Source organism: Amycolatopsis magusensis (assembly GCF_017875555.1).
Taxonomy (GTDB): Bacteria; Actinomycetota; Actinomycetes; order Mycobacteriales; family Pseudonocardiaceae; genus Amycolatopsis; species Amycolatopsis magusensis.
Map to the genome: position 1 here is coordinate 2,480,375 of NZ_JAGGMS010000001.1, position 26,459 is coordinate 2,506,833.

Consider the following 26,459-nt stretch of genomic DNA (forward strand, 5'->3'; position numbering starts at 1 on the left):
TTCTCCCCCTCAGAAGTGCAGCAGCGAGCGGTCGCTGATCGGCCGCCGGTTCGCCCGCCAGGTCAGCCACTGCACCAGCACCACCACGGCGACAGTGGGCACCGCGACGAAGGTGAGCAGTCGCAGCGTCCCCGGCGACGCGGCCGCCTGCTCGAAGTCCAGCGACAGCAACAAGTATGGGAAGCGCAAGGTCCCCACCAGTACCACCGGCAACACGGCGAGCGTCATCGTCCCGCCCAGCGCGACCCTCGGCGACCCCCGCCACACCACCACCAACGCGACCGCCGCGGCCACCAGCACCAGCACCGCGGGCCACACCCTGTCCACAGTGGACATGATCTGGGACGACAGGCCCAGCCACCCGGCCACGACCACCACGAACCCCGCCACCACCGGCAGCAACCGTCGAACCAGCCGACCCGCTTTCGCCGCCAACTCGGCGTCACCGCGCACGGTCAGGAACACCGCCCCGTGCAACGCGAACAGCGCGAGGAACCCGAGGCCCCACAGCACCGAGAACGGATCGGCGACGGGCACCGGCCCGGTGGCGGGCAGCCCGCGCACCAGGTTCCCGAAGAACACGCCCCACGAGCCGGTCGTGACCACCGCACCGCCGACGATCAGCAGATCCCAGCCGCCACGACCGGCGCCGGGACGCCGGCTCCGCAGCTGCACGGCCGCGGTGAACGCGACCAGCCCCACCAGCATGGCCACCACGACCAGGTAGTTCTGCTTGAACACCTTGCCTTCGAGCAGCGGGAAGGCGCCGAACAGCAGGCCGACCGCGGCCACCAGCCACACCTCGTTGCCCAGGAAGAACGGGCCGAACGAGCCGAGCACGCGACGGCGTCCCGGTTCGTCCCGGCCGAAGACCCGCAGCAGCAGGCCCACGCCGTAGTCGTAGCCGGCGAGCGCGAAGTACCCGGCGAGCAGCAGCCCCAGCAGGCACCACAAGAACAGTTCCATGATCAGACTCCGATGAGCACGGGGGCGGACTGGACCACTGGCTCCGGCCCGCGCCGGGCCAGCCGGGACAGCAGCACCCAGTCCGCGACGGCTAGCGCGGCGAAGAGCGCGGTGAACGCGAGGAACGAGGCGAGCACCTGGCCCGCGCTGAGGTCGGACAGGGCGTCGGCGGTGGTCAGCTTGCCGAACACCAGCCACGGCTGCCTGCCGAGTTCGCGCACCAGCCAGCCGCAGATCGCCGCGATGAACGGCAGTGGAATACCCCAGACCATCAGGCGCAGCAACGGCCTCGCCCGGGCGATCCGGTTCTTCGCGAGGAACGGCAACGCGATCAGGCTCGCGAAGACGAAGAACTGCCCGATCATCACCATCAGCCCGAGCGGCAACCCGACCGCGCCGCCTTCGAGCTTGTCCGGCTGCAGGTCGGAGATCGCCGGGAACTGGGCCGTGCCGAAGCCGAACACCACCGGCGCGGCGACCAGCGTGGTGACCACGCCCAACCGCATCGAGCGGCTGAAGAACTCGACCTCCTCACTCCGCCGCAGGAAGTGGTAGGCGCTGATGCCGACCACGAACACACCGCCGGTGAGCAGGGCCGCGCTGAGCACGTGCGGTACCGCCGAGACGAAGGTCGGATTCGTCAGCAGCGCACCGAAGTCGGTCAGCCGGAGCACGCCGTGCTCCTCGACCGAGCCGACCGGGTTCTGCAGGAAGGAGTTGGCCGCCATGATCCAGAACGCCGAGGCGTAGGCGGTCAGCGCGACCAGCCAGATCAGCGCCAGGTGCAGCCACTTGCCCAGCCGGTCCCAGCCGAAGATCCACAGGCCGAGGAAGGTGGACTCGAGGAAGAACGCGACCAGCGTCTCGATGGCCAGCGGCGCGCCGAAGATGTCCCCGGCATAAGTGGACAAACCGCTCCAGTTCAGCCCGAACTGGAATTCCATGACGATTCCGGTGGCGATTCCCAGTGCGTAGTTGACCACGTAGAGCCTGCCCCAGAAGCGGGTCATGCGGGCGAACACGGCCCGGCCGGTGAGCGCGTGGCGCGTCTGCATGATCGCGACCAGGGTGACCAGACCCAGGGTGAGCAGCACGAACAGGAAGTGGAACGAGGTGGTGGTGGCGAACTGCAGTCGCGCTATCGGCAGGGCTTCCATGGCGCCGGAGCCTACATGTAGACACGCTACAGGTAGCGGTCAAATCTATGGATTCAGGGAGAAGTCAGGGTCGGCTCCGGTACCTCCCCGATGCCAGGATCAGTAGAGTGCCTATGCATGAAGGCGGACGCGTTGCGCGGACATCTGGACGCCCTGTTGCTGGCCGTGCTCGACGGCCGGAAGCTGCACGGCTACGCGATCATCGAGGCGCTGCAGGCCCGCAGCGGCGGCGCGCTCGACCTGCCGACCGGCACGGTCTACCCGGCGCTGCGGCGGCTGGAACGGGCGGGTTTCCTGGCCAGCGAGTGGGACGTGGTGTCCGGGCGCAAGCGGCGGACCTACCGGCTGACCAGGGCCGGGCAGAAGGCGCTCGCCGCCGAGCGCGTCGAGTGGCAGCAGTTCACCTCGGTGATCGGCGCGGTGCTGGGAGGGCAGGCATGGCCGGCGCAGGCGTGATCGACCGCTACCTGGCGGACCTGGCCGGTTCGCTCTACGGCTCGCCCGCGCGCAAGTCCGACCTGCTCGCCGAGGCCCGCGACAGCCTGGACGACGCCACCGAGAGCTACCTGTCGGCCGGGCTTCCCGAGGACGAGGCCCAGCGCCGCGCGGTCAGCGACTTCGGCACGGTCGCCGAGGTGCGGGTGGACTTCCAGGCCGAACTGGGGCTGGCGACCGGGGTCCAGGCGCTGCGGTCGCTCGCGCTGGCGTTGCCGGTGATGCACGTGCTGTGGGAACTGACCCGGCTGACCACGATCGGGCCGTGGAGCAACACCGGCGTGCGCATGCCCGAGTGGTACGGGCCGCTGGCGCTCACGGCCGACTACACCGGGTACGCGGTGGCCGGGCTCGGCCTGGTCGCGCTGCTGGTGGCGCGGGTGCTCTGCCGGTACGCGCGGTCGGCGCGGGCCGGGCGGTGGGTGTCGCTGGTGGCGGCCACCGCGGTCGGGGTGGACCTGCTGGTGCGGGTGGTCCTGGTCAGCGTGAGCGGGCTCATCGACACGAGCCTGCTGCTGTTGTCGTGGCCGTGCGCGGCGGTGGGTTTGCTGTCGATGGTGCTGAGCGCTCGACTGGTCGTGCTGGCGCGCCGATCGTGGCGGGCCTGTGTCACGATCGTCGGGTGACCACCGCGCTGATCTATCTAGTCATCATGCTGCTGGTCGCGGCCGTGGTGTTCCTGCTGGCCGCGGTCGTGTTCGGCCGGGGCGAGGAGCTGGCCCCGCTGGCGCCGGGGGCGTCACCGACCAGGCTGCCCGCCGAGGACGTGACCGGTGAGGACCTGCGGACCGTGCGGTTCCAGCTCGTGCTGCGGGGGTACAAGATGTCCGAAGTGGACTGGGTGCTGCGGCGGGCGGGCAACGAACTTGACGAACTGCGCACGCGCGTGGCGCGGCTGGAGGCGGAGCTGAACAGCAGGCGCGAGGACGCGGTCTGATGCCCGAACTGGTGCTTTCGGTGTCCGTGGCCGCGCCCGCCGGGACGACCTGGCTGGCGCTGACCGACTGGACGCGGCAGGGGGAGTGGATGCTCGGGACCCGGGTGGCGGTGACCGAGGGCAACGGCCGCAGCGTGGGTTCGCGGCTGGCGGCGTTCACCGGGATCGCGGGGATCGGGTTCACCGACACCATGGAGATCACCGGCTGGGAACCGCCGGTGCGGTGCACGGTCCGGCACCTGGGCCGCGTGGTGCGCGGGACCGGTGCGTTCCACGTGCACGCCCAAGGCGCGGACCGCTCCACGCTGGTCTGGTCGGAGCAGCTCAAATTGCCGTTCGGCCCGCTGGGTCACTTGGGCTGGCCGGTCGCCAAACCCGCCTTCGCGCTGGGCGTGCGGTATTCCCTGGACCGTTTCGCGCGCTTCGCGGAATCGTATTCGGTGGGTGGCCGATGACCCTGCTCGGCCCGGACGGGATCTCCCGTTGTGCCTGGGGAAATTCCTCCCCGGATTACGCCGAATACCACGACAAGGAATGGGGCGTGCCCCTGCGTGGAGAACAGGCCCTGTTCGAACGATTGTCGCTGGAAGCTTTTCAGTCGGGCCTTTCCTGGATCGTCATCCTGCGCAAACGAGACGCCTTCCGCCGCGCCTTCGCCGATTTCGACCCCGCCGTCGTCGCCGATTTCACCGACGCCGACGTCGCCCGCCTCCTCGCCGACGCAGGCATCGTCCGGAACCGGCTGAAGATCCAAGCCACCATCCGCAACGCCCGCGCCGTCGCCACCCTGACCCAACCCCTGGACGACCTACTCTGGTCCTTCGCCCCGGAGTCGTCCCCCCGCCCGCACACCATGGAAGACGTCCCCGCCATCACCCCGGAATCCCGCGCCATGGCGAAAACCCTGAAGAAACTGGGCTTCGCCTTCGTCGGCCCCACCACCTGCTACGCCCTCATGCAAGCCACCGGCATGGTCGACGACCACGTCTCCCCCTGCTTCCGCGCCGGAGGTTGACCCCGCCCGATGCCGTGAATGTGGCTTTCACGGCGAATTCCGCCGTGAAAGCCACATTCACGGCACTTGGCCCGAGATTGTCGGTGGGGCGGGGCAGCATCGGCGACCATGAAAACGAACCTGGACCTCGAACCGTGCCTGCGGCAGCACAGCAGCCACGGCGTCATCCGTGTCGTCAAGCTCGACGAGCTCGGCGTGCACTCCCGGACCACCTACCGGCGCTGTCAGCCGGGTGGACCTTGGACCTACCTGTTGCCGGGGATCGTGTTGCTGAGCAATTCCCGGCCGACCGCGCGGCAGCGAATCGAAGCCGCGCTGCTCCACGCGCGAGGCGCCGGCCTCCTGACCGGCTTCGAAGCGGCGCGTCGCTTCGGGTTGCGCAACGTACCCACGGGCAACGAGGTGCACCTGCTGGTGCCTGCCGACTGCCAGTTCCGCAGCCCCGGCTTCGTGCTCATCGAACGCACCACCCACGTACCGCAACGGAGGGACGTGGGCGGCGTACCGACAGCGCCACCGGCCCGGGCGATCCTCGACGGCGTGCGGCGACTTCGAGATCGGGACGCGGTCACGGCGTTGTTGATCGAAGCGCGGCAGTCCGGGCTTTGCTCGCTCGCTGAGCTTTCGGCCGAGCTCCAGACCGGTAGTCGCCGCGGTACGGCGTTACCCCGAGCGGTGCTGAAGTCGCTCGCCGACGACCTCCGCTCGGTAGCCGAAGCACATGCGGGCAAGCTGTGGCGAAGAGCGGGCTTGCCGCCACCGTCGCGCAATCCGGTGCTGCTCCACGCGGACGGGCGCTACATCGCCACGCCGGACCTGTGGTGGGACGAGGTGGCACTGGCCTGGGAGATCGACTCGTTCGAGCACCACTTCCGCCGACACGACTACGCCGCGACGCTGGAGCGGAACGCTCGTTATGCCGGGGCTGGGGTGATCCTGGTGCAGACCGTCCCCAGCCGCCTGAAAAGAGCCCCCGACGCCGTCATCAACGACCTGCGCGCCGCCTACGACATCGCCAGAACCCGCCCACGCCCACCCCTGCAAACCCGACGCCCGCCCCTCGTCTAACCCCCGGAGGTGCCGTGAATGTGGCTTTCACGGCGAAATTCGCCGTGAAAGCCACATTCACGGCACCAAGCGGGGAGTCGACCCACGTAGGGGGTTATTTTCCTTGGAAGGTGGGGCGGCGTTTGGTTACGAAGGCGTCGACGGCTTCGGCGTGGTCCGCGGTGGCGCCCAGCGCGCCTTGCGCGGCGTCTTCGGCGGCCAGTGCTTCGCCCAGGGTGCTTTCGGCGGCGACGGCGAGGACTTCCTTGATTTTCGCGTAGGCGACCGTGGGGCCGGCGGCGAGTTTCGCGGCGACGGCTTGGGCTCGTGCGGTGAGCTCCTCGTCCGGCACGACCTCGCTTACCAGACCGAGTGACAAGGCTTCGTCGGCTTCGACCTTGCGTGCCAGCAGCATCAGTTCCACGGCCCGCCCGTAGCCGATGAGCCGCTGCAGGGTCCACGACGCGCCCGAGTCCGGCCCCAGCCCGACGTTCGCGAAGGCCATCAGGAAATTGGCCGACGACGCCGCGATGCGGATGTCGCTGGCGTAGGCGAACGCGGCCCCGGCGCCCGCGGCCGCGCCGTTCACCGCGGCGATGACCGGCTTCGGCATGCCGGTGATCAGTCCCACGATCGGGTTGTAGTGCTCAGCCACCGTGTGCAGGGGCGCGGGGTCGTTCGCCTGCAGTAGTCCGACGTGCTCCTTCAGGTCCTGCCCCGCGCAGAACGCCTTCCCCGTCCCGGTCAGCACCACCGCGCGCACGCTGTCGTCGGCCGCCGCGTCGCGCAGGGCGGCGAGCAGCCGCTCCTTCAATTCGACGGTCAGCGAGTTGTACGCCTTCGGCCGGTTCAGCGTGAGCGTGCGGACACCCGGCGTGTCCGTGCTGTCACTGACCAGAAGAACGTCCTCTGTGGTCACTGGTACTCCTGTCGTCCCTCGGGGTTCCGACTGGCGAGTCTGACACCCCGGCGAGCCGCATACCAGCACCGATGATGTGTGAAAAGATCGGTCCGCGCGCGCGGCCGCTCGCTGATGAGGGAGAATGGTTACTACCCGGTTGGCTTTGGCGAGCGCGACCCGGGCGCGCCGGTTGATACGGAGGGAGCACGCTATGGCGGCCATGAAGCCCCGGACCGGAGATGGTCCCCTCGAAGTGACTAAGGAGGGGCGGGGCCTCGTGATGCGCGTACCGGTCGAGGGCGGTGGGCGTCTCGTCGTCGAGCTCTCGGCCGAGGAAGCGAAGGATCTCGGGGCGGCGCTCCAGGAAGCCACCGGCTGAACCGGCTTCACCTCGTGCACCCCGGTCCCCGTCCTGGTGACCGGGGTTAACTCTTGCCCGGATCCCGCTCGTTCTTGGAGGTTCGCTGATGGCGCGCGTTCCGTTACCGTCCGTACCCACTCGCCTGGCCGAGATCGAGGTGCTGGACGCGTCCCGCCGCGGCGCGCTGGAGGCCGTCCTCGTTCCCCAACCGGCCGAGGGCACCGAACTCGAACCGGTCGCCGGTGTGCGGCCTTCGGCCAAGGCCGGCGAGGTCAAGCTGGTGCCGGGCGACGCGCCGGTCCGCTGGCTGGTCGGTATCGGCGAGGGCAGGGCAGCGAACTACCGGGCCGCCGGTGCCGCGCTCGCCAGGGCCGTCGACTCCTATTTGGAGCATGATCCGGTCGGCGCGGTGCAGGTCGCGCTGTCCGAGGACGTGACCACCGAGTCCGCCGCCGAGCTGGCGATGGGCGTGCTGCTCGGCGGTTACCGCTACAAGGTGACCGGCGAGGAGCCGAAGCCCCGGCTCAAGACGCTGCGCCTCATCCCGCGGGCCGACGTGCCCGCGTTCGCCGAAGCCGTCGACCGCGCGAAGGAACTCGCCGCGGCCGCCGCGCTCGCCCGCGACCTGGCGAACACCCCCTCCAACGTGAAGGACCCGGCCTGGCTGGCGGGCACCGCCGAACGGCTCACCTCCGGGCTCTCCGGGCTGACCGCCACCATCCGGGACGAGCGCTGGCTCGCCGACCAGGGCTTCGGCGGCGTGCTCGCGGTCGGCGGCGGCTCGGCCAGCCCGCCGCGGCTGATCGAGCTGGACTACCGCCCGCGCGGCGCCACCCGGCACCTGCTCTACGTCGGCAAGGGCATCACCTTCGACACCGGCGGCCTGTCCATCAAGCCCGCCGAGGGCATGCACCTGATGCGGACCGACATGGCGGGCGGGGCCGCGGTGATCGCCGCGGTCCGCGCGATCGCCGCGCTCGGGCTGAAGGTGCGGGTGACCGCGCTGGTCCCGGCCGCGGAGAACCACGTGTCCGGCTCCGCCTACCGCCCCGGCGACATCGTGCGCCACTACGGCGGCAAGACCACCGAGGTCGGCAACACCGACGCCGAAGGCCGCATGGTGCTCGCCGACGCGCTCGTCTACGGCATCAAGCGGTTCAAGCCGGACGCGGTGGTCGACGTGGCCACGCTGACCGGCGCCATGAAGGTCGCGCTCGGCCTGCGGACCGGCGGCCTGTTCGCCAGCGACGACGACCTCGCCGCCCGGGTGGTCGCCGCCGGTGAAGCCGCGGGTGAGGCCTGGTGGCGGATGCCGTTGCTGGAGGCGCACGAGGAAGCGGTCAAAGGTGACCTTGGGGACGTCAAGCAGGCACCCGGCGGTCCCGGCGGCATCACCGCGGCGTTGTTCCTGCGCGAATTCACCGCGGGTATGCCGTGGGCCCACCTGGACATCGCCGGACCGGCTCGCGCTGACCGCACCTACGCCGACGTCGTGCCCGGTGGCACGGGGTTTGCGGCACGCACGCTGGTGGAACTGGCCGCGGCCTACGCGTGATCGAGGACGTGCGCGCGGAAGGCGCGCACGGCGGGCGTCAGCTCGCTCCCCGCTGACCAGACGAGCCCGATGGTGCGCGTGACCGGCGGTTCGAGCGGGACCTCGGCCACGCCCGCGGGTGGTCCCGGCTCGAACCGGGGCAGCAGCGCGACGCCCAGACCGGCCGCGACCAGGCCGCGCACGGTGTCCGACTCCTGCCCTTCGAAGGCGATCGACGGGCTGAACCCGGCGGCCGCGCACAGTTCGTCGGTGATCTGACGCAGGCCGTAGCCCGGTTCGAGGGTGACGAACGGTTCGTCGACGAGTTCGCCCGCGTGCACCTGCGACCGGCCGGCCAGCGGGTGCGCGGTGGGCACGCTCAGCCGCAGCTCCTCGTGGGTGAGGGTGGCCGAGGCGAACACCGGATCGGCGGGCAGCGGCGCGACCAGCGCCAGGTCGATCTCGCCGGTGCCGAGCCGGTCGAGCACGTCCTGCCGGGAGCCCTGCACCAGGCTGAACCGGACCTGCGGGTTCGCCCGGCGGAACCCGGCGAGCAGCGAAGGCACCAGCGAGCGTCCCAGCAGGTGGAGGAAGCCGAGCACCACGTGCCCGCGGTCCGGGTGGATCTCCTCGCGGGCTTGGCGAGCCCCGACCTCCAGCGACAGCAGTGCCCGCTCGGCGGCGTCGGCCAGCAGTTCCCCGGCTCGGGTGAGCCGGATGCCGCGCCCGTCCGGTGCGGTCAAGGACGCCCCGAGGTGACGGCCGAGCGCGGCCAGGCGACGGCTGGCGGTCGGCTGCGGGAGGCCGACGAGTTCCGCCGCACGGGTGATGTTTTTGGTCACCCCGACCGCCGCGAGCAGCGCTAGATCCGGCGCCAGTTCCTGGACGAAGCGCTGATCCGTCGACTCATCCACCACGGTATGAATGGTCGCATGATCGCGCATTAGACGTATTGGTTAGCGCGGCTTAGCTTCGAGGGCGTGACCACCACCGCCGCACCACCCCAGGCCGAAGCACCCGCCCGGCGATCGGTGACGGTGGCCGTCGCGGCGGCGGGCATCTCTTCGTTCGCCCTGCTCTACGCCCCTCAGCCGGTGCTGCCCCAGCTCGCCGAGCGCTTCCACCTCGACCCCGGCGGTGCCTCGCTCGCGGTCAGCGTGGCGACCGGCGCGCTGGCCGTCTCCGTGCTCCCCATCGCGACGTTGTCCGAGGTCATCGGCCGTCGACGGGTGATACTGGCGTCGGTCATCTCGTCCGTGCTGCTCGGCCTGGCACTGCCGTTCGCCCCGAACTTCCCGGTGCTACTGGGGCTGCGCGCGCTGCAGGGCATCGCGATCGCGGGCTTCGCCGGGGTCGCCGCCGCGTACCTCGCCGAGCGGCTCGGCAAGGCCGGGGTCGCCGCCGCGGTCGGCGCGATGATCGCCGGCAACACCGTCGGCGGCATGCTCGGCAGGCTGTCGAGCGGGTTCACCGCGGACTGGCTCGGCTGGCCGGGCTCGCTGGGCGTCACCGCGGGATTGGCGCTGGTCTGCGCCCTGCTGACGGTCCTGACCCTGCCGAAATCCGACGCGTCACCCGGCAAGGCGCCGCTCAGCGGCCTGCGGGCCGCCCTGTCGAGCCGCGTGCTGCTGGCGCAGTACTCGGTGGCGTTGCTCGCGATGGGCTCCTTCGTCGCGCTGTACAACGCGGCCGGGTTCCGCCTGACCGGCGAGCCGCTCGACCTGCCGCCCGCGATCGCGTCACTGGTCTTCCTCGCCTACGCGATGGGCACCTTCACCTCGGGCTACGCGGGCCGGCTGGTCGCCAGGTTCGGGCGGATCCGCTCGGTGTCCGCGGCGCTGGTGATCACCGTGCTCGGGGCGACGCTGACCATCGTCGACTCGCTGATCTGCGTCGCCGTCGGCTTCGTGGTGCTGACCGGCGGGTTCTTCGCCGCGCACGCGGTGGCCAACGGCTGGGCCGCGGCCGAGGCGCCACCGGGTGCCCGCGGCCAGGTCGGCGGGCTCTACACCCTCGCCTACTACCTGGGCAGCAGCATCGGCGGCACGGTCGGCGCGACCGTCTACGGGCACGCCGGCTGGGCCTGGCTCATCGCGCTGGTGGCCGCCTGGCTGCTGCTCGCGCTACTGATCTCGGTGCTGGCCGCCTGGTCACGGCGCTGAGAGCACCGACGCGACCAGCAGTCCACCGCCGACGGGCAGCACCGCGGGCACCAGCCGATCGCTCTCCCGCACCGCCCGCGCCACGTCACGCATGGCCAGCGTCTCCGGATCGCGGCCGTTGCGGACCCCGGACAGCAGGTTGTGGAAGGCGATCACGCCACCCGGTCGCAGCAGCTGCACGCCCTGTTCGAAGTAGTGCGGGTATTCGGCCCTCGCGGCGTCCACGAAGACCAGGTCGTAGCCGCCCGCGGTGAGCCGCGGCAGCACGTCGAGCGCGCGGCCCATGATCAGCCGGGTGCGCCCCGGCGGCAGTCCGGCCTCGAGGAAGGTCTTGCGGGCGGCCCGGTGGAACTCGGGCTCGATGTCGATGGAGGTGAGCACGCCGTCCTCGGCCATGCCCCGGTGCAGGTAGAGCCCGCTGACCCCGACGCCGGTCCCGATCTCCACCACCGCCCTGGCCTGCAGCGTCGCGGCGAGAAAGCTCAACGTGGCCCCGCAGGCCGCACCGACCGGGGCGCAGCCCAGCTCGGCCGACCTGGCGCGCGACGCGACCAGCACGTCGTCGTCGGGCAGGTAGCCCTCGACGAAGACGCCCAGGTCGTCCAGGTGTGTGTCGGAGTGCACGCAGTGAGGTTAGCGGTGCCTGTCGACAAATCAGCGCAGGCCGCCGGGCAGGTCCGCCAGTTCCCACCCCAGTACTTCTCAGGCTCCTCTCAGCGCTGTCTCACTACAACCATAAGGAAGCCGGACAGACTGCAGTCAACGAACCGGGAACACCCTGCGCGGGGACAGCGTTAGGGGGAGTAGTTGGGAGATCAGCCTGATGGAGGTGCCTTCCCCCACGATGCAGAAGAGCACGCAGGTCGAGCCGGTGGCCGTGGACGAGGCCGCCTGGACACCGCCGTCCTGGGACGAGGTCGTGCGCGAGCACGCCGACCGCGTCTACCGGCTGGCGTACCGCCTCACCGGTAACACCCACGACGCCGAGGACCTCACCCAGGAGACGTTCATCCGGGTGTTCCGCTCGCTGGCCAACTACAAGCCCGGCACCTTCGAGGGCTGGCTGCACCGCATCACCACCAACCTCTTCCTCGACATGGCCCGCCGCCGCTCCAGGGTGCGCATGGAGGGCCTCCCCGAGGACACCGACCGCATCGTGGGCGACGACCCGAGCCCCGAGCAGGTCTACTCGGACACCCACCTCGACCCCGACCTGCAGGCCGCGCTGGACGAGCTCCCGCCGGAGTTCCGCGCCGCGGTCGTGCTGTGCGACGTCGAGGGCCTGTCGTACGAGGAGATCGGCGCCACGCTCGGGGTCAAGCTCGGCACCGTGCGCAGCCGCATCCACCGCGGCAGGCAGGCCCTCCGTGCCTCGCTGGAGCGCGCGCGGGCGATGAAGCGTGAAGCGATCCCCGTGGGGGCGCCGGCATGACCGAAGCGCGCGGTTGGGGACTGCCCGAGTCGCATCTGCTGCCCGACGCGGTGGTCGCGTTCGTCGACGGTGAGCTCTCCCTCGGCGCGCGGGACCGCGCGTCGAGCCACATCGCCCGCTGCCCTTCGTGCGCGGGTGACGTGGCCGCGCAGCGCCAGGCCCGCGCGGAGGTCAAGCGCGCGGACGCCCCCGCCATGTCGGCGGGGTTCCTGGCGAGCCTTCGTGACATCCCCCAGCACACCGAGCTGCGTACCACCCCGGACAACCTGGCGATCACCGAGGACGGTCAGCTGGTCGCCATCCAGCGGCCGGACCGGGTGGCCGGGCTCCGGGACGGCTCCGCGCCGCTCGGTTCCACGGCACCGCTGGGCAATTCGCGCAACGTCCTCGGCGGCGGCCGCTTCGGCGTCTCCGGGCGCCGGGCCGCGCAGGGCGCCGGTGTGGTCGTCTCCGGGCTGGTGCTCAGCGCGCTGGCACTGGTGGCCACCTCCGGCACCGACGGCGGTGACGTCGCCACCGATCCCAAGCAGGACCCGCTCTCCGGCGTGCTGCCCGCCCAGTTCGGCGCGTACCCCGTGCCCTCGAGCCTGGCGCCGCCGTCCTCCTCGGCCTCGGCCAGCACCAAGGCCGGCGTGCCGACCGGCCGCTGAGCAGGGGCGAAACGCCTACTTCACCGGCCAGACGGCAGAATTCGCGGCAAACGTCCGGCGTATTCGTCACGCCGACGGCCGGTCACGCGTCGAGGAATGAATGAGCCAGCAGCCCAACCCGCAGCAGGACCCGTCCGGCGCGCCGCGGCGCGAGGACAGGCTCGTCCCCAGGCCACTGGAGCGCCCGCCGGTGGATCCGGCGCAGGCGTCGGTCTTCGGCAGGCCGCGTGGCGTCGACGGCGCCTTCGACCGGCTCTACACGCCGGACGCGCGCAACGGCAAGGCGAAGCAGGTCACGCTCGCGCCGCCGCCCCCCGAATCGCTGGCCGAGGCCTTCCGCCGGCCGCCGGACGCCCCCGGGGTGGTGCTGCAGCGCCCGGTCGGTGACCAGGGCGGCGCGGGAGCCACCGAGGCCGAGGCGCCCCTGTGGTCGAAGCCCGCGGACCCGTGGCGCGACCCGAACGCGGGCGCGCTGCTCGGCGGCCCGGCGGTCGCGACCGAGGAACCGGCCAAGGAAGACCCCGAGGAGCGCCCGCGTGGCGCGATGCTCAGCCTGCCCGAGGTGCTGTTCGGCAGGCAGGTCAAACCCACCGCGCTGGCGCTGCTCGGCGTGATCGCGCTGCTGATCGGCGCGGTCGGCGGGCTGACCGGCTGGTGGCTGTCCGATCGCGGGGACGCGCTGACCGGTGAGCTGAACATCGCCGAGGCCGAGGCGGGCAAGGAGCGTCCGCCGGGCTCGGTGGCCGAGGTCGCGCAGCGGGTGGCGCCCGCGGTGGTGTCGCTCGAGATCCGGATCGGCGAGGGTGGTGGCAGCGGTTCTGGCGTGGTCATCGACCCGCAGGGCTACATCCTCACCAACGACCACGTGGTCTCGATGGCGGTCAAGGACCAGTCCGCGAAGATCACCGCGGTGTTCATCAACGGCGCGCGGAGCGAGGCGAGGGTGGTCGGCACCGACCCGAAGACCGACCTCGCGGTGGTCAAGGTGAACGTGCCGGACCCGGTGGTGGTGCAGGTGGGCAAGTCCGCCGACCTCGCCGTCGGTGACTCGGTGCTGGCCGTGGGCTCGCCGCTGGGCCTGGAGAACACGGTGACCAGCGGCATCGTCAGCGCGCTGAACCGGCCGATCGGCATGCCGGGCGAGAACGGCGGGCCGCCGTCGAACTACGGCGCCATCCAGACCGACGCGCCGATCAACCCGGGCAACTCCGGTGGCGCGCTGGTCGATTCGACCGGGGCGCTGGTCGGCATCAACACCTCGATCCTCGGTGGCGGCGAGGGCCAGGGCGGCAACATCGGCATCGGCTTCGCCATCCCGATCGACCAGGCCATCCGGATTAGCCGGTCGCTGATCGAGCAGGGCTCGGTCAAGCACGCCGACCTGGGCCTGAACGCGGCTTCGGTGGCGGCGAACACCTCGGAGGGCGCGCAGGTGCAGAACGTCGCGCCGGGCGGTCCCGCCGCGGGGGCGGGCATCGCCGAAGGTGACGTGATCACCAAGGTCGGGGACCGGATCGTGCGGACGGCGACCGAGTTGACCGTGGTGGTGCGGGAGCACAACATCGGGGATGTGGTGCCGGTCCAGTTGTCGCGGCAGGGCAGGCAGTTGGTGGTCGACGTCACGCTGGGCTCGGACTGACCCTGGGATGGTCACCGGATCGGGCGGTACGCTGAGCTTGGCGCAGTGCACGAGTCGGAGGTCACAGGGTGTTCGAGAGCGTTGGCTGGGGCGAGATCCTGGTCCTCATCGTGGCCGGGCTGTTCATTCTGGGCCCGGAACGGCTGCCCGAAGCGGCGGCGTGGCTCGGGAAGAGCATGCGCAAGGTGCGTGACTTCGCCAGTGGCGCGCGGCAGCAGCTCAAGGACGAGATGGGGCCCGAGTTCGAGGAGTACCGGAAGCCGCTGGAAGACCTGCGGCAACTCCGCAACTTCGACCCGAAGCGGGCCGTCACCCAGCACCTGTTCGACGGTGACCCGGACCCGCTGGGCCTGAACACCACCAACGGCAACGGCGGCCCGGACCCGGTGAAGCCGAACGGCCACCCAGCCGCCGCCTCCACCACCCCAGAACCCCTGAAACCCGGCGAAAAACCCCCCGTCGACCCAGACGCCACCTAACCCCCCTGCTACACCCGACCCCCACACCCACACCCCCGAACCCCACATTCAGGCCCGAACCCCACACTCGTGCAGCCGAACTCCACGTTCAGGCGCCCGAGTCCCACATTCGCGCAGCCGAACCTCACGTTCGGGAAGCCGAGTCCCGCGCTCGTGCAGCCGAACTCCACGTTCAGGCACCCGAGTCCCACATTCGCGCAGCCGAACTCCACGTTCAGGCACCCGAACCCCGCACTCAGGCACGCGAACCTCACGCTCGTGCAGCCGAACCCCGCGTTCAGGAAGCCGAGGCATGCACTCGGGCAGCCGAATCCCACGTTCAGGCGCCCGAACCCCCGCACTCGTGCAGCCGAATCCCACGTTCAGGCACCCGAGTTCCGCACTCGGGGCAATGAGGCCCACATTCGGGCAGTCGAGTTCTACGTTCGGGCAGGCGAGGGGCTTGCTCGCGTAGGCCAACTATTTCGCTCGGGACAGGTGGGCCCGCTCCAGTCCCGAGCCTCGCCGACCCGAGTGTGGAACTCGGCTGTTTGAGTGCGGGACTCAGCGTTCCAAGCGTGGAACTCGGGTTGTCCGAAGGCGGGGTCGCCCGCCCGAGGCCAGGCTTCGGCTGCCCGAATGTAGAACTCGCCTGCCCGAACGTGGGGTTCGCCTGCCTGAGTGTGGGATTCAGGCACCTGAACGTGGCACTCAGCTGCCCGAGTGCGTGCCTCGGCTTCTGAACGCGGGGTTCGCCTTCTCGAGTGTGGAACTCGCGTGCCCGAACGTGGGGTTCGGCTGCGCGAGTGTGGAGTTCGCGTGCCTGAGTGTGGGGTTCGCGTGCCTGAGTGTGGGGTTCGCGTGCCTGAGTGTGGGGTTCGGGGGGGTGGGTTAGCGGGGGGTGGGGGTTACGTTGAGCATCATGCCGGCCAGGCCTCGGGCTCGGACGGACAGTTTGGTGGCGGCTTCCCGCAGGACCTGCGAGGCGGGTGCGTCCGGGGCGGCCAGGACGATGGGGGTGCCGGCGTCGCCCTGTTCGCGCAGGCGTGGGTCCAGGGGGACCTGGCCCAGCAGCGGTACGGGCGAGCCGACCACCTTCGAGAGCGAGTCGGCCACGGACTGGCCTCCGCCCGAGCCGAAGATCTCCATGCGCGAGCCGTCCGGGGCGTCCAGCCAGGACATGTTCTCGATCACCCCGGCCACCCGCTGCCGCGTCTGCAGCGCGATCGCGCCCGCCCGCTCGGCCACCTCGGCGGCGGCCTGCTGCGGCGTGGTCACCACCAGGATCTCCGCGTTCGGGATGAGCTGCGCCACCGAGATCGCGATGTCCCCGGTGCCCGGCGGCAGGTCCAGCAGCAGGATGTCCAGGTCACCCCAGAACACGTCGGCGAGGAACTGCTGCAGCGCGCGGTGCAGCATCGGCCCCCGCCACACCACCGGCGTGTTGCCCGGGGTGAACATGCCGATCGAGATGACCTTCACCCCGTGCGCCTGCGGCGGCATGATCATCGTGTCGACCTTGGTCGGCTTCTCGCCGGCGCCCAGCATCCGCGGCACCGAGTGGCCGTAGATGTCGGCGTCCACCACGCCGACGGACAGCCCGCGCTGGGCCATGGCCACCGCGAGGTTCACCGTCACGCTCGACTTGCCGACCCCGCCCTTGCCGGACGCCACGCAGTACACCCTGGTCATCGACCCGGGCTGGGCGAACGGGATCACCGGTTCCTTGGCGTCCCCGCGCAGCGATTTGCGCAGTTCGGTGCGCTGCTCGTCGCTCATCACGTCCAGCTCGACGCGCACCCCCCGCACGCCGTCCAGCTTTTCGACCGCGGCGGTGGTCTCCTTGGTGATGGTGTCCTTCAGCGGACAACCGGCCACGGTCAGGTAGATGGCGACCGTCACCACGCCGTCTTCGCCGATCGTGACGTCCTTGACCATGCCGAGCTCGGTGATCGGTTTCTTGATCTCCGGGTCGTAGACGGTCTTCAGCGCTTCGCGGACGTCGTCGGTGGTCGGGAGCTGTCCAATGCTGGTCACGCTTCCATGTTACGTATCGGTAGTACTGCTCCGAGCCCGGCTCTTGCGCGGCTTGGTGTCGAGGTCCTCACGCAGCTTGTCGAGCTCGCCGCGCAGGTAGTCGCGGGTGGCCACCTCACCGATCGCCAGCCGCAGCGCGGCCAGCTCCCGCGCCAGGAACTCGGTGTCCGCCTTGGTCTGCGCGGACCGCGTCCGGTCCTCCTCCAGCGACACCCGGTCGCGGTCGTCCTGCCGGTTCTGCGCCAGCAGGATCAGCGGCGCGGCGTACGCGGCCTGGGTGGAGAAGGCCAGGTTGAGCAGGATGAACGGGTACGGGTCCCAGCGCAGGGACACCGCGGTCAGGTTCAGGATGATCCAGACGACCACGGTCAGCGTCTGCCAGAACAGGTACTTGCCGGTGCCGAGGAAGCGGGCGACCCGCTCGGTGAACCGGCCGAAGAAGTCCGGGTCCAGCCGCAGGCCGATGCGGCGGCGCCCGGCGCGTGGCTGGTCGAGCCGCCGGCGGGGATGGGGTTCAGGCAAGTTCGGACTCCTCGGACTTCGCCGTGCCCACGTCGTGCAGGCCGGTTTCGCGCCAGTTCTCCGGCAGCAGGTGGTCGAGCACGTCGTCCACGGTGACCGCGCCGATCAGGTGGTCGCCGCTGTCGACCACCGGCCCGCAGGCCAGGTTGTACGCCGCGAAGTACCGGGTGACCTCGGTGAGCGTGGCGTCGGCGCGCAGCGCGGGCAGGTCGGTGTCGACGGCGCTGGCGACCAGTTCCGCCGGTGGCTCCCGCAGCAGCCGCTGGAAGTGCACGCAGCCGACGTACCGGCCGGTGGGCGTGGCCTGCGGCGGGCGGCAGACGAAGACCATGGTGGCCAGCGCGGCGGGCAGTTCGGGGTTGCGGATGCGGGCCAGTGCCTCGGCGACCGTGGCGTCGGGCGAGAGCACCACCGGCTCCGGGGTCATCAGCCCGCCCGCGGTGTCCGACGAGTACGCCAGCAGCCGCCGGACCGGCTCGGACTCCTCCGGTTCCATCAGCTCCAGCAGCCTGCTCTGGTCGGCCGGGGTCAGCTCGGCGAGCAGGTCGGCGGCGTCGTCGGGGTTCATCGCCTCGAGGATGTCGGCGGCCCGTTCCTCGGCGAGGTAGCCGAGCAGGTCCTTCTGGTCGTCGTCGGGCAGTTCCTCGATCACGTCGGCCAGGCGCTCGTCGTCCATCGCGTCGGCGACTTCGTGCCGCCGCTTGACCGGCAGGTCCCGCAGTGTGGCGGCGACGTCCACGGCCCGCATGGTGTCGAAGAGCATGAGCAGCTGCCCGGCGCCCTGCGGTTGCACGGCCAGGTCGGCCAGCCCGAGCCCGGCGACCTCGTTCCACGGCAGCACCTGCAGCGACGAGCGGCGGCGGCCCAGCCCGAGCCGCGAACTGCGCTCCCGGACGGCCAGCCTCGCCAGCACCCAGTCGCGCGTGCGGGTGGGCTCCATCGCGGCGTCGGCCACGGTGACCCGGACGCCCGTGGCGGCCAGGGTCGCGTGCGCGTCGGCGAGCTGGCCGAGCACGAGCACCTCGTTGGGGCGCCGGTGGAACTGACGCATGTTGACCGAACCGGTGGTCAGCGTCACGGCGTTCGGCTCGATCGAGGTGACCCGGAGCATCGGCACGAAGACCCGGCGCCGGGTGGCCAGCTCCACCACCAGCCCGAGCACCCGGGGTGCCTGCTGGTCCAGCCGGAGCCCGGCGACCAGGTCACGCACCTTGCCGATGGACTCGCCGTCCGGACCGAACACCGGTAAACCGGCCAGTTGAGCAGCGAAAACGCGGTTCACGGCGGCCATAGCCGAAGACTAACCGAGCGCACGGCCGTTCGCCGGGAGCCGCTGTGCCCAGTCCAGCACCGGGCGCAGCGCGTCGAGCAGCCGCTGGTCACCGGCGCTCGTCGAGTAGAACCAGGCGTCGACGGCCCGGAACAGCACCCACGACGTGGTCAGTTCCGGGTCGAGCCCGGCGCCGTCGACGACGGCCCGCAGCCGCTGAGCCACCGGTGTCTCACCGGCCCGGTTCCAGATGAGCGGGCCCACGCCGAATTCGGGATCACCGGCGAGCGGCTGCGGATCGATGGCCAGCCACGGCCGCCGCGTCCCGGCAAGCACGTTCTGGAAGTGCAGGTCCTGGTTCACCAGCAGCGACGCGGTTTCCGGGCCGCGTTCGCGGGCGAAGCCGACCGCCGCGTCGACCAGCCGCCGCGGTAGCGGGTGGCCGAGTTCGCGTGATTCGCGGGGGAGTTCTTCGGTCCAGCGTTCGGCCTCCGCGCGCAGATTCCGCCGCAGCGCGGGCGCGGGCACGGTCATTTCCCGCAGCAGGCCGGTGAGGACGGCGATCGCGGAATCGATCGGCTCGCCGTCCAGGTCACGGCCGCTGTCGAGCCGTTCCAGCAGCAGGACCCCGGGTTCGTGCGCCAGCAGCAGCACCGCCCCCCGACCGTTCCAAGTGGACAGTGCGACCGGCTCGTCGGCGGTGTCGGCGTCCAGCCAGGTCAGCTTCAGCGCGGCGGGCGTGCCGTCGGCGCACACCACCGGCAGCACCACCGCGGCGTACCCGTACCGCGCCGGGCCGTCGACGGTCAGCGACCACCGCGTCAGGTACTCCTCCAACCGCGCCGGGAGGTCCGCCAGCCACGCCCGTCCCTCGTCGCCTTCGCGCTGGGAGATCCGCGTGGAAAACGGAAGGGGAATCTCGAATCGGGTCACGGGGACAGCCTGCCGACAGGCGTAAACTCGGGGCGAGGGGGTTTTTCCCGGGAGCCGCCATGCTGCTGGAAATCCTGACGGGTGTCGTCGTACTGGCCGGTGCCGGAATGGTCTCGACGATCCGCGTGGTCAAACAGTACGAACGCGGGCTGGTCTACCGCTTCGGCCGGGTGCGCCCGAAGATCCGCGAGGCCGGGCTGGTGATGCTGCTGCCGTTCGCCGACCGGCTGCAGAAGGTGAACATGCAGATCGTCACCCTGCCCGTGCCGGCGCAGGACGGCATCACCCGCGACAACGTCACGGTCAAGGTCGACGCGGTGGTCTACTTCAAGGTCACCGACCCGGTGCTCGCCGCGGTCAACGTGGAGGACTACCGCAGCGCCGTGGGCCAGGTGGCGCAGACCTCGCTGCGGTCGATCATCGGCAAGAGCGACCTCGACGACCTGCTGTCCAACCGTGAGCGCCTCAACGAAGGGCTGGAACTGCTGATCGACAGTCCGGCGCTGGGCTGGGGCATCCACATCGACCGGGTGGAGATCAAGGACGTCGCGCTGCCGGAGAGCATGAAGCGCTCGATGTCCCGCCAGGCCGAGGCCGAGCGGGAGCGGCGGGCGCGGGTGATCTCCGCCGACGGCGAACTGCAGGCTTCGTACAAGCTGGCCGAGGCGGCGGCGACCATGTCCGACCACCCGGCCGCGTTGCAACTGCGCCTGCTGGAGACGGTGGTCCAGGTCGCCAGCGAGAAGAACTCGACGCTGGTGCTGCCGTTCCCGGTGGAGCTGCTGCGGTTCCTGGACCGGGCGAACCGCGACGACGGTGCCGTGGCACCCCGACCGCGGGAAGGCGATTAGTCGAAGTCCCAGTTCGTGGCGAAGCCGGCGATCAGGAAGATGATCACGGCGATGACGATCAGCGCCACCACGATCCAGCCGATGATGATCGCCGCCAGCGCCATGCCCTGGCCGCCCGCCTCACCGCGCTTCGCCTTGGCGTAGGCGATGTGGCCGAGCACCAGGCCGACGATGGAGAGCACGCCGCCGCAGCCGACCAGGCCGACGATCGCGCAGACCATCGCCGCGATGGCCATGCCCTGGTCCTGGTTTTGGTTGTGCGGACCACCGGGGCCGTAGGCGTAGCCGTACCCCGGCTGGTGCGGGTAGGGCTGGCCGCCGGACGGCGGGCCGTACTGGTTCTGCTGCTGGCCGTACGGGTCCTGGGGATAGCTCATTTTCCGCGCCTCCGACTACCGGTCGAACGCGCCGATGGCGATCGCGACGATGACCGCGACGATGATCAGCGCGATCGTCACGTAGCCGATGATCAGCCCGGCCATGGCCATGCCGCGCCCGCCCGCTTCGCCGCGGTCCGCCTTGCCGACCGCGATGTGGCCGAGCACGATCCCGACGATGGACAGCACGGCCGGGCAGATGAAGATGCCGACGATCGAGCACACCAGCGAGCCGACCGCCATGCCCTGGTCCTGGCTCTGCGGCGGGCCGCCGTAACCCGACGGACCGTAACCCGGTGGGGGGTAGCCGCCCGACTGCTGCGGGAACGGACCGGACGGGTGGCCGTACGGGTCCTGCTGGCCGTGCGGGTCCTGCGGATTGCTCATCGAGCCCCCTCTGTGCGCTGATCCGGCGCTCACCGTAGCGCCCCGGGGGTGAGCGTGCTCATAGCAGTACGGGACATCTCCGGTCATACTCGCGGGTAACCCACCAATGCCGCGCCGCGTCGGAAGATCAAGGAGCCAATGATGGCCCGCCTCGCCCAGACCGCCGGACTGACCGACGTGCAGTCCGAGATCCTCTCCACGGTCCGCTCCTTCGTCGACAAGGAGGTCATCCCGCACGCCCAGGAGCTGGAGCACGCGGACACCTACCCGGCGGACATCGTCGAGGGCATGAAGGAGATGGGCCTGTTCGGGATCACCATCCCGGAGGAGTACGGCGGGCTCGGCGAGTCGCTGCTGACCTACGCGCTGGTGGTCGAGGAGATCGCGCGCGGCTGGATGAGCGTGTCCGGCGTGATCAACACGCACTTCATCGTGGCGCACATGATCTCCCGGCACGGCACCGAGGAGCAGAAGCAGCACTTCCTGCCCCGGATGGCCACCGGTGAGGTGCGCGGCTCGTTCTCCATGTCCGAGCCGGACCTCGGGTCCGACGTGGCCGCGATCAAGACCAAGGCCAAGCGCGACGGGGACGACTACGTCATCGACGGCGCGAAGATGTGGCTGACCAACGGCGGCAGCTCGAACCTGATCGCGCTGCTCGTCCGCACCGACGAGGGCGCCGAGAAGGCCCACCAGAACCTGACGACGTTCCTGGTGGAGAAGCCGGAGGGCTTCGGCGAGGTGGCGCCGGGGCTGACCATCCCCGGCAAGATCGAGAAGATGGGCTACAAGGGCGTCGACACCACCGAGGCGGTGTTCGACGGCTTCCGGATCGGCGCGGACAAGGTGCTCGGCGAGGCGCCGGGCAAGGGTTTCGCGTACATGATGGACGGTGTCGAGGTCGGCCGGGTGAACGTGGCCGCGCGTGCCTGCGGCATCGCGATCCGGGCGTTCGAGCTGGCGGTGGAGTACGCCCAGCAGCGCAGGACCTTCGGCAAGCCGATCGCCGAGCACCAGGCGATCGCGTTCAAACTCGCCGAGATGGCCACCAAGGTCGAGGCCGCGCACCTGATGATGGTCAACGCGGCCCGGTTGAAGGACTCGGGTGCGCGGAACGACGTCGAGGCCGGCATGGCGAAGCTGATCGCCAGCGAGTACTGCGCCGAGGTCACCCAGGAGGCGTTCCGCATCCACGGCGGCTACGGCTACTCGAAGGAGTACGAGATCGAGCGGCTGATGCGCGAGGCCCCGTTCCTGCTCATCGGCGAGGGCACGAGCGAGATCCAGAAGACGATCATCAGCCGCGGACTGCTCCGCGAGTACAAATCCCGAGGCTGAACGGGGTACCTGGTTAGCCAGGAGCGCGCGGGGTTGGCAGGATGGACGCGTCCCTCCGCGTAGAGCAACAGGTGATCAAGTTGACCGGTCCGTTCTCCTCCGCCGGGCGTCCCGCGCCGGGACAGCCCCGCCTGCCCACCCCGCCGACCGGCTGGCCGGTGGGTTCGTACGGCACCTACGAGGAGGCCCAGAGCGCGGTCGAGCACCTCGCCTCCAACGAGCTCGAGGTGCGGGACGTGACCATCGTCGGCGTGGACCTGATGCTCGTCGAGCGGGTGGTCGGCAGGCTGTCGTGGGGCAAGGTGCTGGGCACCGGGGCGATTTCCGGGGCCTGGCTCGGCTTGCTGATCGGGCTGCTGCTGAGCGTGTTCTCGCCGCCGGGGAGCAGCCCGGCCCCGCCGATCCTGGTCGGCCTCGCCGCCGGGGTGCTGTTCGGGCTGATCACCGCGGCGATGAGCTATTCGCTGACCAAGGGGCGCCGCGACTTCTCCTCGACCAGCCAGCTGGTGGCCGGGCGGTACGACGTGCTGTGCCAGCCGCGCAACGCGGAGAAGGCCCGCGACCTGCTGGCCAGGCACGCGATGCGGTCGCCAGGGGCGATCTGAGGCCCGGATCGGCGGACGTTCTTGTTACCGCTACGCTGAGCCGTTTTGCTGTATACCGCAAGATTTCCCTAAGTTCAGCCGCAATCGCTGAATCGTTACGGTCATTGCTTGCGGCCGGTGATCGCCGGGCATAAGTTGCTGTGCACCGGTCGGGCCGCACGAGACGGGTCTATTCGTGCCAGCCCGACGCCATGCACGTCGGGGTGCTGGCGTGGCTCTCCAAAACACCGCGCCGTGTTTCCACCGAGCGTGCGCGCTGGGAAGGAGGCCAGATGGGGAAAGCGAACGCCAGGAACCGGCGAGGACGTTCGCCTGGACGGGCGTTGTCGGTTCTGGGCGCGGGGCTGATGGCCGCCGGCCTGCTCACCGCCTGCGGGTCGAGCGACGGCCTGAAGATCAACATCTACTACGCGCCGGAGGACAACTTCCAGAAGGTTGTCGACCAGTGCAACACCAAGGCGGGCGGTCGCTACGAGATCGTCTACAACAAACTCCCGCGTGGCGCGGACGGCCAGCGTGAGCAGATGGTGCGCCGCCTGGCCGCCGGCGACGAGGGCCTGGACATCCTGGGCCTCGACGTGAACTGGGTGGCCGAGTTCGCCGAGGCGGGCTGGGCCGAGGAGTGGACCGGCGGGAACAAGGCGCAGGCGACGGCCGGGGTGCTGCCCGGTCCACTTGAGACAGCCACGTGGAACGGCAAGCTCTACGCGGCGCCGAAGAACACCAACGTCCAGTTGCTCTGGTACGACGACCGGGTCACCCCGGCCCCGCCGGAGACCTGGGACCAGATGATCGACCAGGCGCTGGCGCTCAAGGCGCAGGGCAAGCCGAGCGAGATCCTGTTCACCGGCGCCCAGTACGAGGGCCTGGTGGTCATCTACAACACGCTGGTCGAGTCGGCGGGCGGGCGCATCCTGTCCGAGGACGGCAAGTCCGTGGTGATGGACCAGGGCGCGGTCAAGGCGCTCGAGATCCTCAAGCGGGTCACCTCCTCGGGCATCACCAACGCCTCGCTGACCAACCAGAAGGAGGACGAGGTCCGTCAGGCGTTCCAGGACGGCACCGGGGCCTTCGAGCTGAACTGGCCGTTCGTCTACCCCTCCTTCAAGAAGGAGAAGCCGGACGACCTGCAGCACTTCAAGTGGGCCACCTACCCGTCGGTGGTGCCGGGCCAGCCCGCGCGCACCACGATCGGTGGCTACGACCTCGCGGTCAGCACGGCCTCGCGGCACAAGCCGGAGGCGTTCGAAGCCGCACTGTGCCTGCGCAGCCCGGAAAGCCAGAAGTTCTCCGCGCTCAACGACGGGGTGCCGCCGACGCTGGAGGCGCTCTACACCGACACCACGCCGCTGGACCCGACCAAGCCGGCCAGTGACGACAACCCGAGCATGGACACGCAGTACCCGATGCGGGAGACCATTCTCGAGGCGCTGAAGAACGCCGCGGTCCGCCCGCTCACCCCGGCGTACCAGAACCTGTCGACGGTGATGTCGAAGGTGCTCTCGCCGCCGGCGGCGATCGATCCGCAGGCCACCGCGGAGGAACTGCGCAAGCAGCTCGCCGACGCACTCGAGTCGAAGGGAGTGATCCCGTGACCGTCGCCGATTCCGCGGCGCCCGCGGCGACCGCCGTCAACGGTGGCAAACGCGGAAAGCCGCCGCTGAGCGAGGGCAAGAAGGCGGAACGGCGGCTCGGGCTGCTGCTCTGCGCCCCGGCCGCGATCGTGATGATCGCGGTCACCGGCTGGCCGATCATCTACTCGATCTGGCTTTCCCTGCAGCGCTACGACCTCCGCTTCCCCGGGCAGCAGGAGTTCGTCGGCTTCGACAACTACGCCGCCGTGCTGACCAACTCCTACTGGTGGACCGCGTTCGCCACCACGATGGGGCTCACCGTGGTCTCGGTGGCGATCGAGTTGGTGCTGGGGATGGCACTGGCGCTGGTCATGCACCGCACCCTGGTGGCACGCGGGCTGGTGCGCACGGTTTCGCTGATCCCGTACGGCATCGTCACCGTGGTCGCGGCCTTCTCCTGGTACTACGCCTGGACCCCGAAGACCGGCTACCTGGCCAACCTGTTCGTCGACTCGGCGCCGCTGACCGACTGGCTGTCCTCGCTGTCGATCATCGTGCTCGCCGAGGTGTGGAAGACGACGCCGTTCATGGCGCTGCTGCTGATGGCCGGGCTGGCGCTGGTGCCGGACGACCTGCTCAAGGCGGCCTCGATGGACGGGGCCGGCCCGTGGCAGCGGTTCACCAAGGTGATGCTGCCGGTGATGAAGCCTGCCATCCTGGTCGCGCTGCTGTTCCGCACGCTGGACGCGTTCCGCATCTTCGACAACATCTTCGTGCTCACCAACGGTGCGCAGGACACCTCGTCGGTGTCCATGCAGACCTACAACAACCTGATCAAGGGGCTGAACCTCGGGATCGGGTCCACGATGGCCGTGCTGATCTTCCTGACCGTGGCCATCATCGCCTTCATCTTCATCAAGGTCTTCGGCACCGCGGCGCCGGGCAGCGATCCGGGAGGTAAGCGCTGATGGTCATGGGAGGAGCGGCCACGGGCGGCCGCAAGGCCAAGTGGGCCCTGATCGACATCGTGGTGGTGGTCTACGCGCTGTTCCCGGTGCTGTGGATCCTGTCGCTGTCGCTCAAGACCAAGGAAACGCTCAAGGACGGGAACCTCATCCCGGTCGAATGGACCCTGCAGAACTACGCGGACATCTTCGCCACCACCGAGTTCATCCGGGCGCTGGTCAACTCGATCGGCATCGCGATCATCGCCACGGTGATCGCGGTGGTGCTGGGCACGATGGCGGCCTACGCGATCGCGCGGCTGGACTTCCCCGGCAAGCAGCTGCTGGTCGGGGTCTCGCTGCTGATCGCGATGTTCCCGCAGGTCTCGCTGGTCACCCCGTTGTTCAACATCGAGCGGGAGCTCGGGCTGTTCGACACCTGGCCGGGACTGATCCTGCCCTACATCACCTTCGCGCTGCCGCTGGCGATCTACACGCTGTCGGCCTTCTTCCGGGAGATCCCCTGGGAGCTGGAGAAGGCGGCGAAGATGGACGGGGCCACCCCGGCGCAGGCGTTCCGCCGGGTCATCGCGCCGCTGGCCGCGCCCGGGGTGTTCACCACGGCGATCCTGGTGTTCATCTTCTGCTGGAACGACTTCCTGTTCGCCATCTCGCTGACCTCGACCGAGGCTTCGCGCACGGTCCCGGCGGCGCTGTCGTTCTTCACCGGGTCCTCGCAGTTCGAGGACCCCACGGGCACGATCTCCGCGGCGGCCGTGGTGATCACCGTGCCGATCATTGTGTTCGTGTTGTTCTTCCAGCGTCGCATCGTGGCGGGGCTGACCTCCGGCGCCGTTAAGGGGTAAG

30 protein-coding genes are annotated in these 26,459 nt (G+C 70.1%); 19 read left to right on the forward strand and 11 right to left on the reverse strand.

The features are described from left to right. Window positions 1-9 precede the first annotated feature (9 nt). Both JOM49_RS11515 and JOM49_RS11520 read right to left on the reverse strand, forming a co-directional pair. On the reverse strand, window positions 10-966 hold the full coding sequence (locus JOM49_RS11515) for a cytochrome d ubiquinol oxidase subunit II (RefSeq protein ID WP_209664287.1): 957 nt from the start codon (window positions 964-966) through the stop codon (window positions 10-12). Window positions 967-968: 2 nt separating this feature from the next. Further along, window positions 969-2,123 carry a cytochrome ubiquinol oxidase subunit I gene (locus tag JOM49_RS11520; protein WP_209664288.1) on the reverse strand — a complete coding sequence of 385 codons (1,155 nt, stop codon included), beginning with the start codon at window positions 2,121-2,123 and terminating at the stop codon, window positions 969-971. A 117-nt stretch (window positions 2,124-2,240) separates the two neighbouring features. Between JOM49_RS11520 and JOM49_RS11525 the strand changes: the two genes are divergently transcribed. The 6 genes from JOM49_RS11525 to JOM49_RS11550 all read left to right on the forward strand — a co-directional run bounded on the left by JOM49_RS11525 (window position 2,241) and on the right by JOM49_RS11550 (window position 5,638). Then, window positions 2,241-2,579, forward strand: coding sequence for a helix-turn-helix transcriptional regulator (locus JOM49_RS11525; protein ID WP_209664289.1), 339 nt, complete (start codon window positions 2,241-2,243; stop codon window positions 2,577-2,579). After that, entirely contained in the window at window positions 2,561-3,244 is a 684-nt protein-coding gene (locus JOM49_RS11530) for a permease prefix domain 1-containing protein (RefSeq protein WP_209664290.1), read from the forward strand. The genes JOM49_RS11525 and JOM49_RS11530 overlap by 19 nt, the downstream gene beginning before the upstream one ends. Beyond that, complete coding sequence (locus JOM49_RS11535) at window positions 3,241-3,555, forward strand: DivIVA domain-containing protein (RefSeq protein WP_209664291.1); 315 nt, start codon at window positions 3,241-3,243, stop codon at window positions 3,553-3,555. The genes JOM49_RS11530 and JOM49_RS11535 overlap by 4 nt, the downstream gene beginning before the upstream one ends. Next, complete coding sequence (locus JOM49_RS11540; RefSeq protein WP_209664292.1) at window positions 3,555-4,010, forward strand: SRPBCC family protein; 456 nt, start codon at window positions 3,555-3,557, stop codon at window positions 4,008-4,010. The genes JOM49_RS11535 and JOM49_RS11540 overlap by 1 nt, the downstream gene beginning before the upstream one ends. Continuing rightward, window positions 4,007-4,570 (forward strand): DNA-3-methyladenine glycosylase I, encoded by a 564-nt coding sequence (locus tag JOM49_RS11545; RefSeq protein WP_209664293.1) that lies wholly within the window; start codon window positions 4,007-4,009, stop codon window positions 4,568-4,570. Before JOM49_RS11540 ends, JOM49_RS11545 begins: the two co-directional genes overlap by 4 nt. A gap of 108 nt (window positions 4,571-4,678) precedes the next feature. Then, entirely contained in the window at window positions 4,679-5,638 is a 960-nt protein-coding gene (locus tag JOM49_RS11550; protein WP_209664294.1) for a hypothetical protein, read from the forward strand. Window positions 5,639-5,732: 94 nt separating this feature from the next. Here the strand turns inward: JOM49_RS11550 and JOM49_RS11555 are convergent, their stop codons facing one another. Beyond that, window positions 5,733-6,536: an enoyl-CoA hydratase-related protein gene (locus JOM49_RS11555; RefSeq protein ID WP_209664295.1), complete on the reverse strand. Its 804-nt coding sequence runs from the start codon at window positions 6,534-6,536 to the stop codon at window positions 5,733-5,735. Window positions 6,537-6,729: 193 nt separating this feature from the next. Between JOM49_RS11555 and JOM49_RS11560 the strand changes: the two genes are divergently transcribed. Continuing rightward, window positions 6,730-6,897, forward strand: a complete 168-nt coding sequence (locus tag JOM49_RS11560; RefSeq protein WP_113698116.1) for a DUF3117 domain-containing protein — start codon at window positions 6,730-6,732, stop codon at window positions 6,895-6,897. Window positions 6,898-6,985: 88 nt separating this feature from the next. Next, the gene (locus JOM49_RS11565) at window positions 6,986-8,434 is read left to right on the forward strand and encodes a leucyl aminopeptidase family protein (RefSeq protein ID WP_209664296.1); all 1,449 of its coding nucleotides are present in this window, start codon (window positions 6,986-6,988) and stop codon (window positions 8,432-8,434) included. On the opposite strand, the gene JOM49_RS11570 is transcribed toward JOM49_RS11565, so the two are convergent. Further along, window positions 8,425-9,357, reverse strand: a complete 933-nt coding sequence (locus JOM49_RS11570; RefSeq protein WP_209664297.1) for a LysR family transcriptional regulator — start codon at window positions 9,355-9,357, stop codon at window positions 8,425-8,427. The genes JOM49_RS11565 and JOM49_RS11570 overlap by 10 nt on opposite strands. Window positions 9,358-9,444: 87 nt before the next feature. Between JOM49_RS11570 and JOM49_RS11575 the strand changes: the two genes are divergently transcribed. After that, a complete protein-coding gene (locus JOM49_RS11575) occupies window positions 9,445-10,575 on the forward strand; it encodes an MFS transporter (RefSeq protein ID WP_209671082.1) in 1,131 nt (376 codons plus the stop codon). Here the strand turns inward: JOM49_RS11575 and JOM49_RS11580 are convergent. After that, window positions 10,564-11,199: an O-methyltransferase gene (locus tag JOM49_RS11580; RefSeq protein ID WP_209664298.1), complete on the reverse strand. Its 636-nt coding sequence runs from the start codon at window positions 11,197-11,199 to the stop codon at window positions 10,564-10,566. The two genes, JOM49_RS11575 and JOM49_RS11580, sit on opposite strands and share 12 nt — an antisense overlap. Before the next feature lie 199 nt (window positions 11,200-11,398). On the opposite strand from JOM49_RS11580, the gene sigE reads away from it, so the two are divergent. The 4 genes from sigE (at window position 11,399) to tatB (ending at window position 14,775) form a co-directional block, all read left to right on the forward strand. Continuing rightward, on the forward strand, window positions 11,399-12,007 hold the full coding sequence (sigE, locus tag JOM49_RS11585) for an RNA polymerase sigma factor SigE (protein WP_209664299.1): 609 nt from the start codon (window positions 11,399-11,401) through the stop codon (window positions 12,005-12,007). Then, window positions 12,004-12,657 carry an anti-sigma factor family protein gene (locus JOM49_RS11590; RefSeq protein WP_209664300.1) on the forward strand — a complete coding sequence of 218 codons (654 nt, stop codon included), beginning with the start codon at window positions 12,004-12,006 and terminating at the stop codon, window positions 12,655-12,657. Before sigE ends, JOM49_RS11590 begins: the two co-directional genes overlap by 4 nt. 100 nt (window positions 12,658-12,757) lie before the next feature. Continuing rightward, complete coding sequence (locus tag JOM49_RS11595; protein WP_209664301.1) at window positions 12,758-14,296, forward strand: S1C family serine protease; 1,539 nt, start codon at window positions 12,758-12,760, stop codon at window positions 14,294-14,296. A gap of 68 nt (window positions 14,297-14,364) precedes the next feature. Next, window positions 14,365-14,775 (forward strand): Sec-independent protein translocase protein TatB, encoded by a 411-nt coding sequence (gene tatB, locus JOM49_RS11600; RefSeq protein ID WP_209664302.1) that lies wholly within the window; start codon window positions 14,365-14,367, stop codon window positions 14,773-14,775. An 870-nt stretch (window positions 14,776-15,645) separates the two neighbouring features. On the opposite strand, the gene JOM49_RS11605 is transcribed toward tatB, so the two are convergent. From JOM49_RS11605 to JOM49_RS11620, 4 genes are read right to left on the reverse strand one after another with little or no spacing between them, the layout of a single operon-like run. Then, window positions 15,646-16,791: an Mrp/NBP35 family ATP-binding protein gene (locus JOM49_RS11605; protein ID WP_209664303.1), complete on the reverse strand. Its 1,146-nt coding sequence runs from the start codon at window positions 16,789-16,791 to the stop codon at window positions 15,646-15,648. Window positions 16,792-16,800: 9 nt separating this feature from the next. Beyond that, on the reverse strand, window positions 16,801-17,313 hold the full coding sequence (locus tag JOM49_RS11610; protein ID WP_209664304.1) for a DUF1003 domain-containing protein: 513 nt from the start codon (window positions 17,311-17,313) through the stop codon (window positions 16,801-16,803). Next, window positions 17,306-18,604: a magnesium transporter MgtE N-terminal domain-containing protein gene (locus JOM49_RS11615; RefSeq protein ID WP_209664305.1), complete on the reverse strand. Its 1,299-nt coding sequence runs from the start codon at window positions 18,602-18,604 to the stop codon at window positions 17,306-17,308. The genes JOM49_RS11610 and JOM49_RS11615 overlap by 8 nt, the downstream gene beginning before the upstream one ends. Before the next feature lie 9 nt (window positions 18,605-18,613). Further along, the gene (locus JOM49_RS11620; RefSeq protein ID WP_209664306.1) at window positions 18,614-19,516 is read right to left on the reverse strand and encodes an aminoglycoside phosphotransferase family protein; all 903 of its coding nucleotides are present in this window, start codon (window positions 19,514-19,516) and stop codon (window positions 18,614-18,616) included. Between the two features lie 59 nt (window positions 19,517-19,575). Between JOM49_RS11620 and JOM49_RS11625 the strand changes: the two genes are divergently transcribed. Continuing rightward, window positions 19,576-20,367 carry a slipin family protein gene (locus JOM49_RS11625; RefSeq protein ID WP_209664307.1) on the forward strand — a complete coding sequence of 264 codons (792 nt, stop codon included), beginning with the start codon at window positions 19,576-19,578 and terminating at the stop codon, window positions 20,365-20,367. Here the strand turns inward: JOM49_RS11625 and JOM49_RS11630 are convergent. Continuing rightward, window positions 20,364-20,744 carry a DUF4190 domain-containing protein gene (locus tag JOM49_RS11630; protein ID WP_209664308.1) on the reverse strand — a complete coding sequence of 127 codons (381 nt, stop codon included), beginning with the start codon at window positions 20,742-20,744 and terminating at the stop codon, window positions 20,364-20,366. The two genes, JOM49_RS11625 and JOM49_RS11630, sit on opposite strands and share 4 nt — an antisense overlap. Window positions 20,745-20,759: 15 nt before the next feature. Continuing rightward, window positions 20,760-21,131 (reverse strand): DUF4190 domain-containing protein, encoded by a 372-nt coding sequence (locus JOM49_RS11635; protein ID WP_209664309.1) that lies wholly within the window; start codon window positions 21,129-21,131, stop codon window positions 20,760-20,762. Window positions 21,132-21,272: 141 nt separating this feature from the next. On the opposite strand from JOM49_RS11635, the gene JOM49_RS11640 reads away from it, so the two are divergent. The 5 genes from JOM49_RS11640 (at window position 21,273) to JOM49_RS11660 (ending at window position 26,458) form a co-directional block, all read left to right on the forward strand. Beyond that, entirely contained in the window at window positions 21,273-22,469 is a 1,197-nt protein-coding gene (locus JOM49_RS11640) for an acyl-CoA dehydrogenase family protein (protein WP_209664310.1), read from the forward strand. A gap of 74 nt (window positions 22,470-22,543) precedes the next feature. Next, window positions 22,544-23,074 carry a YflT domain-containing protein gene (locus JOM49_RS11645; RefSeq protein WP_209671084.1) on the forward strand — a complete coding sequence of 177 codons (531 nt, stop codon included), beginning with the start codon at window positions 22,544-22,546 and terminating at the stop codon, window positions 23,072-23,074. 272 nt (window positions 23,075-23,346) lie between these two features. Next, complete coding sequence (locus JOM49_RS11650) at window positions 23,347-24,669, forward strand: ABC transporter substrate-binding protein (protein WP_209664311.1); 1,323 nt, start codon at window positions 23,347-23,349, stop codon at window positions 24,667-24,669. After that, window positions 24,666-25,616, forward strand: coding sequence for a carbohydrate ABC transporter permease (locus JOM49_RS11655; RefSeq protein WP_282769952.1), 951 nt, complete (start codon window positions 24,666-24,668; stop codon window positions 25,614-25,616). Before JOM49_RS11650 ends, JOM49_RS11655 begins: the two co-directional genes overlap by 4 nt. Further along, window positions 25,616-26,458: a carbohydrate ABC transporter permease gene (locus JOM49_RS11660; protein ID WP_209664312.1), complete on the forward strand. Its 843-nt coding sequence runs from the start codon at window positions 25,616-25,618 to the stop codon at window positions 26,456-26,458. The genes JOM49_RS11655 and JOM49_RS11660 overlap by 1 nt, the downstream gene beginning before the upstream one ends. Window position 26,459: the final 1 nt, after the last annotated feature.

Excerpts from the sequence above, each read along its gene's own strand:
- JOM49_RS11515 (WP_209664287.1), bottom strand. The coding sequence starts at position 966 with ATGGAACTGTTCTTGTGGTGCCTGCTGGGGCTGCTGCTCGCCGGGTAC.
- JOM49_RS11520 (WP_209664288.1), bottom strand. The coding sequence starts at position 2,123 with ATGGAAGCCCTGCCGATAGCGCGACTGCAGTTCGCCACCACCACCTCG.
- JOM49_RS11525 (WP_209664289.1), top strand. The coding sequence starts at position 2,241 with ATGAAGGCGGACGCGTTGCGCGGACATCTGGACGCCCTGTTGCTGGCC.
- JOM49_RS11530 (WP_209664290.1), top strand. The coding sequence starts at position 2,561 with ATGGCCGGCGCAGGCGTGATCGACCGCTACCTGGCGGACCTGGCCGGT.
- JOM49_RS11540 (WP_209664292.1), top strand. The coding sequence starts at position 3,555 with ATGCCCGAACTGGTGCTTTCGGTGTCCGTGGCCGCGCCCGCCGGGACG.
- JOM49_RS11545 (WP_209664293.1), top strand. The coding sequence starts at position 4,007 with ATGACCCTGCTCGGCCCGGACGGGATCTCCCGTTGTGCCTGGGGAAAT.
- JOM49_RS11550 (WP_209664294.1), top strand. The coding sequence starts at position 4,679 with ATGAAAACGAACCTGGACCTCGAACCGTGCCTGCGGCAGCACAGCAGC.
- JOM49_RS11560 (WP_113698116.1), top strand. The coding sequence starts at position 6,730 with ATGGCGGCCATGAAGCCCCGGACCGGAGATGGTCCCCTCGAAGTGACT.
- JOM49_RS11565 (WP_209664296.1), top strand. The coding sequence starts at position 6,986 with ATGGCGCGCGTTCCGTTACCGTCCGTACCCACTCGCCTGGCCGAGATC.
- JOM49_RS11570 (WP_209664297.1), bottom strand. The coding sequence starts at position 9,357 with ATGCGCGATCATGCGACCATTCATACCGTGGTGGATGAGTCGACGGAT.
- sigE (WP_209664299.1), top strand. The coding sequence starts at position 11,399 with ATGGAGGTGCCTTCCCCCACGATGCAGAAGAGCACGCAGGTCGAGCCG.
- JOM49_RS11590 (WP_209664300.1), top strand. The coding sequence starts at position 12,004 with ATGACCGAAGCGCGCGGTTGGGGACTGCCCGAGTCGCATCTGCTGCCC.
- JOM49_RS11595 (WP_209664301.1), top strand. The coding sequence starts at position 12,758 with ATGAGCCAGCAGCCCAACCCGCAGCAGGACCCGTCCGGCGCGCCGCGG.
- JOM49_RS11615 (WP_209664305.1), bottom strand. The coding sequence starts at position 18,604 with ATGGCCGCCGTGAACCGCGTTTTCGCTGCTCAACTGGCCGGTTTACCG.
- JOM49_RS11625 (WP_209664307.1), top strand. The coding sequence starts at position 19,576 with ATGCTGCTGGAAATCCTGACGGGTGTCGTCGTACTGGCCGGTGCCGGA.
- JOM49_RS11630 (WP_209664308.1), bottom strand. The coding sequence starts at position 20,744 with ATGAGCTATCCCCAGGACCCGTACGGCCAGCAGCAGAACCAGTACGGC.
- JOM49_RS11635 (WP_209664309.1), bottom strand. The coding sequence starts at position 21,131 with ATGAGCAATCCGCAGGACCCGCACGGCCAGCAGGACCCGTACGGCCAC.
- JOM49_RS11640 (WP_209664310.1), top strand. The coding sequence starts at position 21,273 with ATGGCCCGCCTCGCCCAGACCGCCGGACTGACCGACGTGCAGTCCGAG.
- JOM49_RS11650 (WP_209664311.1), top strand. The coding sequence starts at position 23,347 with ATGGGGAAAGCGAACGCCAGGAACCGGCGAGGACGTTCGCCTGGACGG.
- JOM49_RS11660 (WP_209664312.1), top strand. The coding sequence starts at position 25,616 with ATGGTCATGGGAGGAGCGGCCACGGGCGGCCGCAAGGCCAAGTGGGCC.